This is a genomic window from Clostridium sp. 1001271B_151109_B4 (genome assembly GCF_015670405.1).
Classification (GTDB): Bacteria; Bacillota; Clostridia; order Clostridiales; family Clostridiaceae; genus Clostridium.
In genome coordinates this window covers 312,869-319,294 of record NZ_JADPBQ010000001.1, presented here as the reverse complement: position 1 = coordinate 319,294, position 6,426 = coordinate 312,869, and the positions used below count along the sequence as shown (strand labels likewise).

Below are 6,426 nucleotides of genomic sequence, written 5' to 3'. Positions count from 1 at the left end.
AATATGCTTTGAAGGAATTTGCTGAGAATGTTGTGTTACTTGATACTGGTCATGCTAAGCTTATGACTACTTATTACCCATTACAAAAGCTTAGAAAGATTCCAGGACTTGAACATGCTAAGTATGTTGATCCTTATGCAGGAAGTAAGGGTAATTCTATAAGGTATTTGTCTGTAGCTCCAAGGACTAATGACATGAAGGTTGTTGGTGTTGATAATCTTTTCTGTGCTGGAGAAAAGTCTGGACTTTTTGTTGGTCATACTGAAGCTATTTGTACAGGATCATTAGCAGGACACAATGCTGTTAGACTTATGATGGGAATGCCTCTTTTAATTTTACCTTCTTCTATTGCAATTGGTGATTTGATTGCTTATGAAAATGAAAAGTCTGCTACTAGGGAAGGAAGAAAGGATAGATATACTTTTGCTGGAGCTAGTTATTTTAAGAGAATGCAAGAATTAGGTTTGTATACTATTGATACTGCTGAAATTGAAGATAGGATTAAGAAATTGAATCTGGATAATATTTTTGAGCAAAAATTATTATAGATTTATAGTTAGAAAAGTTCTGTAGTTTTTTACAGGACTTTTTTTGAAGGTAAAAATTAAGGGGATGCTTTTAAATAATATACTCTTAAATGAGTATATAAAATTAATAGAAAATTAAATCATTAGGTTTTGCTGATAAAAAGATTGGTAATTAAATGGTCGTTTAAATAATCATTTAAGTAATGAAATAATAGGGGGAGGCTATTAGAGAGAAGAGATTTCTATGTGGTAAATATTTAGAAGTAGAAATATAGCCTATTTCTAAAAATAATAATATAAGGTTATTTAGCTGAAGTTTATCTTATTTTCATGATGAGTAAAAATATACGACAATGACTGTCTATTTAAAATAAGTGATGATATTATTTCGTCCGTCTTTTTTAATTCGTTTGAAGTTCGGTATATTAATCCATTCTCTAGATGCGACTAATAACTGATTATACTTAGTATCTGCAACTTTAGCTTTATAATAGAACTTTTCTCCGATACACATAGTGTTGTGCTACAACTGTTACAAACATACTGATTTTAATAAGCGATTAGACTTATTAACTGAAATATTAAATTTAGATGATTTTATGAATAAATCTATTAGAACTTTATCATTTAGATTTGAACATAGTGTTGCGAATATGACATTACTTACAATAGCACTATTAGCTCCAGGAACAGCAGCTGTAAGTGTATCAGGATATATTTGTAATATAGGAATAGTTACTTTAGGCAATATAGGTGGAGGAATTTTATTTGTAGAAATTCCTTACTACTTAATTTCAAAGAAAAGCAAAGTTTTTAATTAATTTTTAGAGGGAAAATTTAATATAAAAAGTGCTAGGTATATAAAATTATAAATACCTAGCACTTTTTTAATTTATCAAAATATTTTTTGATATACTTTTATTTAATTTAATATGCATTACTACCATAACTATTAAAATTAATAGTAAATATACTGGAAATAGCATTGCACTAATATGATTTGCAATAATACCAAATAGAGGTGGCATTAGTAAATTTCCAACATAGGCACTTGCCATTTGTACACCTATAACTGCTTGAGATTTATCTGCTCCAAAATTCGTTGGTGTAGAATGAATAATGCATGGGTATATTGGAGCACAACCAAGACCAATAGTAACTAATCCTATTAGGGCAACTTTATGACCAAATGGTAAACACATAAGTATAATACCAATTAAAATTAAAGCTTGTCCTAAATAAATCATTTGTTTATCATTGAGCTTCATTGTAATAAATCCACTAACAGCTCGTCCTACTGTAATTCCTATAAAGAATAGACTTGCATAACTTGCTGCTATTTCTAAATCAAGTCCATGTTGTAGTACTAAGTAACTACTAGCCCATAATCCAGTTGTTTGTTCTAATGCACAATAACAGAAAAACATAAGCATTACTTGTTTAGCTCCAGGAATATTAAAAATTTCTTTTAAAGTAAGTACTTTATTTTTATCTTTTTCAATTTCACTTTCTGAGGTTTGAATATTAGTAACATTAGTAGGTTTCTTCCAAAGAGGTAAACTTAACATAATTATAATAGTTAATCCAATTTGTATTAATGATATATAACGATATCCCATATTCCAAGTTTGTCCATTAAGTAATGCAAAACTCATAATATATGGGCCTATACTAGCTCCAACACCCCACATACAATGTAGCCAACTCATATGGTGACTTTTATAATGAAGAGCTACATAATTATTTAAAGAAGCATCAACACTCCCAGCACCAAGTCCATAAGGCATTGCCCATAATACCAACATCCAATAAGAGCTACTTATAGAAAATCCCCATAAAGCTACTGCTGTCATAAGAACACTAAATGCTGTAACTTTTCCTGTTCCTAACAATTTTGTAAGACGATCACTTTGTAAACTAGAAACAATTGTACCAGCTGAAATAATCATAAAAATTGCACCTGCATAAGATACAGGAACATTAAATTCTTGATAAATTGTAGGCCAAACAGAGCCTAATAATGAATCAGGCAGTCCTAAGCTAATAAAAGCTAAATATATAACTGCTAATAATAAACTAAACATATTGCTTTCCTCCTTTATATACTGGTATGATTATATCATCAAAAAAGTAAAATTTGTAAGATAATATCTTCGTTTTCATATGATAATATCTTCAAAAGGAGTAGTTATGGCATTAGCAGAATGTATATCAAAAATAGATAAAACTGGTCTTGAATTAATTGAACATGGAATTACTAGTTTTCCTATAGCGTGTTACCATGATGATTTAAAAAGAGAATGTATTGATTGGCATTGGCATGAAGAATTGGAGTTAATTGTTGTTTCGGAAGGGAGAGCTATTATTGCTGTAGATGGCGAAAAGTATATTGTAAATGAGGGGAATGGATTTTTTATTAATACAGGAATTCTGCATGGAGGGTGGATTTATGAAAGTCCTAGTTGTAGATTTCATTCCATTGTATTTCATCCTCGTTTAGTTGGTGGTAGTTATGATGGTATATTTTGGAGTAAGTACTTAAATCCAATTTTAAATAATATTTCTTTTAAAGGATTATTTTTAGATTATTCAATACACTGGCAGAAAGATATACTTTGTAGTATTGATGAAGCATGGTTTCTTTGTCTTAATGAAGAAGAAGGATACGAATTTGAAGTTCGTAATGTTTTATCAAGGATTATTTATCTTATGTCTAAACATTTAGAGTGCATAGAATCAAATACATCAACAAAGAAGCTAAGAGATAGTCAGCGTATGAAAAATATGATTCAATATATTGATGAACATTATTCAGATAATATTACAATTAATGAAATAGCTGAAAGTGTATCTTTAAGCGTAAGTGAATGTCTACGTTGTTTTCATAATACTATTGGGACTACACCTATACAATATTTAAAGTCTTTTCGTATAAAAAAGGCTGCTGAATTATTAACAAATACAGATAGGAAAATAGTTGATATTGGTATAATGTGTGGTTTTCAGGATATGAGTTATTTTGCAAAAACATTCCGTAATATCTATGGTTGTACACCGTCAAAATACAGGGGGAAATAGTATTAAGTATTTAAATAAAGGTGTATGTTCATTAAAGATTACGTTATTGTGACTTTTTATATAACAAATGTTATAATTATTTATATAAAAGTCAGTTTTAATGATAGAAGTTAATTAAAATTTGGTTAAATTAGAGGAGATTTACATGAGTTTTAATAGAAGTATATTAGGAGAGAATTCAAAAGAAGATATTTTAAGATTAGTAAAAAGTAATGAATTTAAGGAAATCTTTAAAAGAAATAATATAGAGAATGTAATTATATTTGGTAGTTTAACAAAAGATGACTTTAATGAAGAATCAGATGTTGATATAGCAATTATTGGAGAGAATAAAATATCAGACTCAGTGGATTTAAATCTAACTTTAGAGTTAGAGGATTTTCTAGGAAGAAGCATAGATCTTATAGATATAAATGATGAGGAGATAGAAAATATTATAAAAATAGAGGCTTTAAATAGTGATATGGTTATAATTAAGGATAAAAGATATGAAGAAACATATAATTATTATGATAAGTTATTTAGAGAAAATATTGAGTTTTGGAATAGATTAGATAGGGTGGTTTTAGATAGTGAATAAGGAAAAGTTAAAAAAATTAATTTATGATATAGAAAGTGAAAGTAAAGATATAGAAGATTCATTAAAACTATTAGAAAATTACTTAGAAAACGATATATTAAGAAAGGAAATTTCAAATAGTTTAAAATATAAGTACTTAAGTATGTTTATTTTATATGAGGATTTTATATCAATGCTTTTGAAAGAATATAACATATATAAAATAGGAATTACCGTTGATGTAGCGATAAAACTATTGAAAGAAAAAAATATATTTTCAGATGAAATAGCTAATTATTTAAATTCGGCAAGACTTATAAGAAATAGAATTGGTCATAGGTATAAACAACTTAAAATAGAGACTTTAGTAAACTTTTTAGAAGAAAATATTGAGGTAAGAAATAGTTTGTTTGAATTTGTAAAAAGCTTTTTAAAATAATAGAAATTTCAACGAAAATAAAGTTAGATGAATTTAAAATAATTCAAAAACCCAAGTAGAAAGATTATATTGCTCTACTTGGGTTTTATTCATATAAATTTAAGAAAATATTTCATATAAGATAAGTTTAGTGGTTTTGATGATTGTAATTTGTAGTGCCAGGATTAATTTAGTATTACAATCAAAAATTTAACTTTTTGTTTTATGAGAAAACTTTAGAAATGGTATTGACTTAGAGTTAACTTCAATACTTATACTTAAAATATAAAATGAAGTTGAAACTTTAATATATTATGACTGCAGCTGATACTAATAAAGATATGCTTAAACGTACAGTAGAAGCAATACGTGGATTTACAGAAGATTGCCTTGCAGGTGCAAAGGAAAAAGGAATAATTTACGGAACTGGAGCATGGGGAAAGGGAGAAATTAAAAATACTCCACAATTCTTAGAGGCTTATGAAATGGGGAAAAATATATAGATTAATATAGTATAAGGAAAACACTCAAGGTGATAATAATTAATTTACCTCGAGTGTTTTGTTTTAGGAAATAGTTGCTTAAATGATAGGTGTGGAAATTAGAGTTTTTTTATATAAAGCCGAAATCAATAATGCCTAATAAGCATTATTTTGCATTTATTATAGGTATTAGACATTATTAAAATTGTAAAATATTAGTATAATGATAATAATAAATACTTTAGGAGTTATTTTACTTATGAGTGGATTATCATCTTGATATAGGACTTTTAACTGAGCCAGTAGATATTTCAAAATATGATTTTGTACGTCTAAAGGAAAAAGAGGTTTGGGGAGTTTTAATGAGAAAAAATGACGTTTTAGCTAGTAAGGAATATGTTACAGCTGATTTAAAAGGAAAAATAATAAATTCAAGCCGCATTAATATACTCGCAGCAGGAGAAGTTTTTAAGTTATAAGGTAAAAATTATAAAAAATAAAATCTTATTAAATAGGTATTGACTTAGAGTTAACTCAAAGTTGTATTATAAAGTTATTCCAATAAGTGGAGGTATTTAATTATGAAAATTACAAATAAAACAAATGAATATGGTGAAAAAATGAGATTAGGTTGTATTTCTGAGTTTGTTGAAACTGATCCAGAATTTGTTGAGCTATTTGATAATTTTGCTTTTGATGAAGTAGTTAATCAAGATGATCTAGATGATAAAACAAGATTTATGGCAATTATAGCAACTCTTATAGGATGCCAAGGAATTGATATGTATAAAGATATTCTTCCAATTGCACTTGAATTTGAAGTAACACCAATTGAAGTTAAGGAGATTGTATATCAAGCAGTTGCTTATCTTGGTATGGCACGTGTATTTCCATTTTTAAAAGCTACAAATGAAATACTTAAATGTAGAGGAGTTAAATTGCCACTTGAAGGTCAATCAACTACTAATACAGAAAATAGACGTGAATCTGGAACAAAAGTACAGGTAGATATTTTTGGAGATAATATGAAGGATTTTTGGAAGTCTGGATCAGAGGAAAAACGTCATATTAATTACTGGTTAGCGGCTAACTGTTTTGGAGATTACTACACTCGTAGAGGGCTTAATTATAAGCAAAGAGAAATGATTACATTTTGTTTCTTATCAGCACAAGGTGGGTGTGAACCACAATTGACTTCGCATGCTGCTGCAAATATGAAAATTGGAAATGATAAAGAGTTTTTAATTAAAATTGTTTCACAATGTTTACCGTACATTGGTTATCCACGCTCATTAAATGCATTAAGATGTGTTGATGCAGCAGCAAGAGAATTTATTAAATAGATATGAAAGGGAGTTTTAA

At 27.9% G+C, this 6,426-nt stretch carries 8 protein-coding genes and 1 pseudogene; 8 read left to right on the top strand and 1 reads right to left on the bottom strand.

The annotated features are described in order from the left end of the window. Together I4V63_RS01535 and I4V63_RS01530 are read left to right on the top strand one after the other, a co-directional pair. A partial coding sequence (locus I4V63_RS01535) for an FAD-dependent oxidoreductase (RefSeq protein WP_243280419.1) occupies positions 1 to 548 on the top strand: 548 nt, incomplete at its 5' end. 599 nt (positions 549 to 1,147) lie between these two features. Next, positions 1,148 to 1,348 (top strand): annotated as a pseudogene (locus tag I4V63_RS01530) (formate/nitrite transporter family protein); the annotation flags it as partial. Between the two features lie 66 nt (positions 1,349 to 1,414). Here I4V63_RS01530 and I4V63_RS01525 read toward each other — a convergent pair. Beyond that, positions 1,415 to 2,611, bottom strand: a complete 1,197-nt coding sequence (locus I4V63_RS01525) for an MFS transporter (RefSeq protein WP_195999530.1) — start codon at positions 2,609 to 2,611, stop codon at positions 1,415 to 1,417. 106 nt (positions 2,612 to 2,717) lie between these two features. Between I4V63_RS01525 and I4V63_RS01520 the strand changes: the two genes are divergently transcribed. From I4V63_RS01520 to I4V63_RS01495, 6 genes are all read left to right on the top strand, one after another. Beyond that, complete coding sequence (locus tag I4V63_RS01520) at positions 2,718 to 3,605, top strand: AraC family transcriptional regulator (RefSeq protein ID WP_195999529.1); 888 nt, start codon at positions 2,718 to 2,720, stop codon at positions 3,603 to 3,605. Positions 3,606 to 3,750: 145 nt separating this feature from the next. Next, positions 3,751 to 4,185 carry a nucleotidyltransferase domain-containing protein gene (locus I4V63_RS01515; RefSeq protein WP_195999528.1) on the top strand — a complete coding sequence of 145 codons (435 nt, stop codon included), beginning with the start codon at positions 3,751 to 3,753 and terminating at the stop codon, positions 4,183 to 4,185. Continuing rightward, the gene (locus I4V63_RS15895; protein WP_195999527.1) at positions 4,178 to 4,603 is read left to right on the top strand and encodes a HepT-like ribonuclease domain-containing protein; all 426 of its coding nucleotides are present in this window, start codon (positions 4,178 to 4,180) and stop codon (positions 4,601 to 4,603) included. Before I4V63_RS01515 ends, I4V63_RS15895 begins: the two co-directional genes overlap by 8 nt. Before the next feature lie 293 nt (positions 4,604 to 4,896). Further along, complete coding sequence (locus tag I4V63_RS01505) at positions 4,897 to 5,085, top strand: hypothetical protein (protein WP_195999526.1); 189 nt, start codon at positions 4,897 to 4,899, stop codon at positions 5,083 to 5,085. Between the two features lie 242 nt (positions 5,086 to 5,327). Continuing rightward, on the top strand, positions 5,328 to 5,543 hold the full coding sequence (locus I4V63_RS01500) for a hypothetical protein (RefSeq protein WP_195999525.1): 216 nt from the start codon (positions 5,328 to 5,330) through the stop codon (positions 5,541 to 5,543). A gap of 102 nt (positions 5,544 to 5,645) precedes the next feature. After that, positions 5,646 to 6,407: a carboxymuconolactone decarboxylase family protein gene (locus I4V63_RS01495; RefSeq protein ID WP_195999524.1), complete on the top strand. Its 762-nt coding sequence runs from the start codon at positions 5,646 to 5,648 to the stop codon at positions 6,405 to 6,407. Positions 6,408 to 6,426 lie beyond the last annotated feature (19 nt).

Coding starts and splice junctions, on each gene's coding strand:
- I4V63_RS01505 (WP_195999526.1), top strand. CDS start 4,897: ATGACTGCAGCTGATACTAATAAAGATATGCTTAAACGTACAGTAGAA.
- I4V63_RS01495 (WP_195999524.1), top strand. CDS start 5,646: ATGAAAATTACAAATAAAACAAATGAATATGGTGAAAAAATGAGATTA.
- I4V63_RS01525 (WP_195999530.1), bottom strand. CDS start 2,611: ATGTTTAGTTTATTATTAGCAGTTATATATTTAGCTTTTATTAGCTTA.
- I4V63_RS01515 (WP_195999528.1), top strand. CDS start 3,751: ATGAGTTTTAATAGAAGTATATTAGGAGAGAATTCAAAAGAAGATATT.
- I4V63_RS01520 (WP_195999529.1), top strand. CDS start 2,718: ATGGCATTAGCAGAATGTATATCAAAAATAGATAAAACTGGTCTTGAA.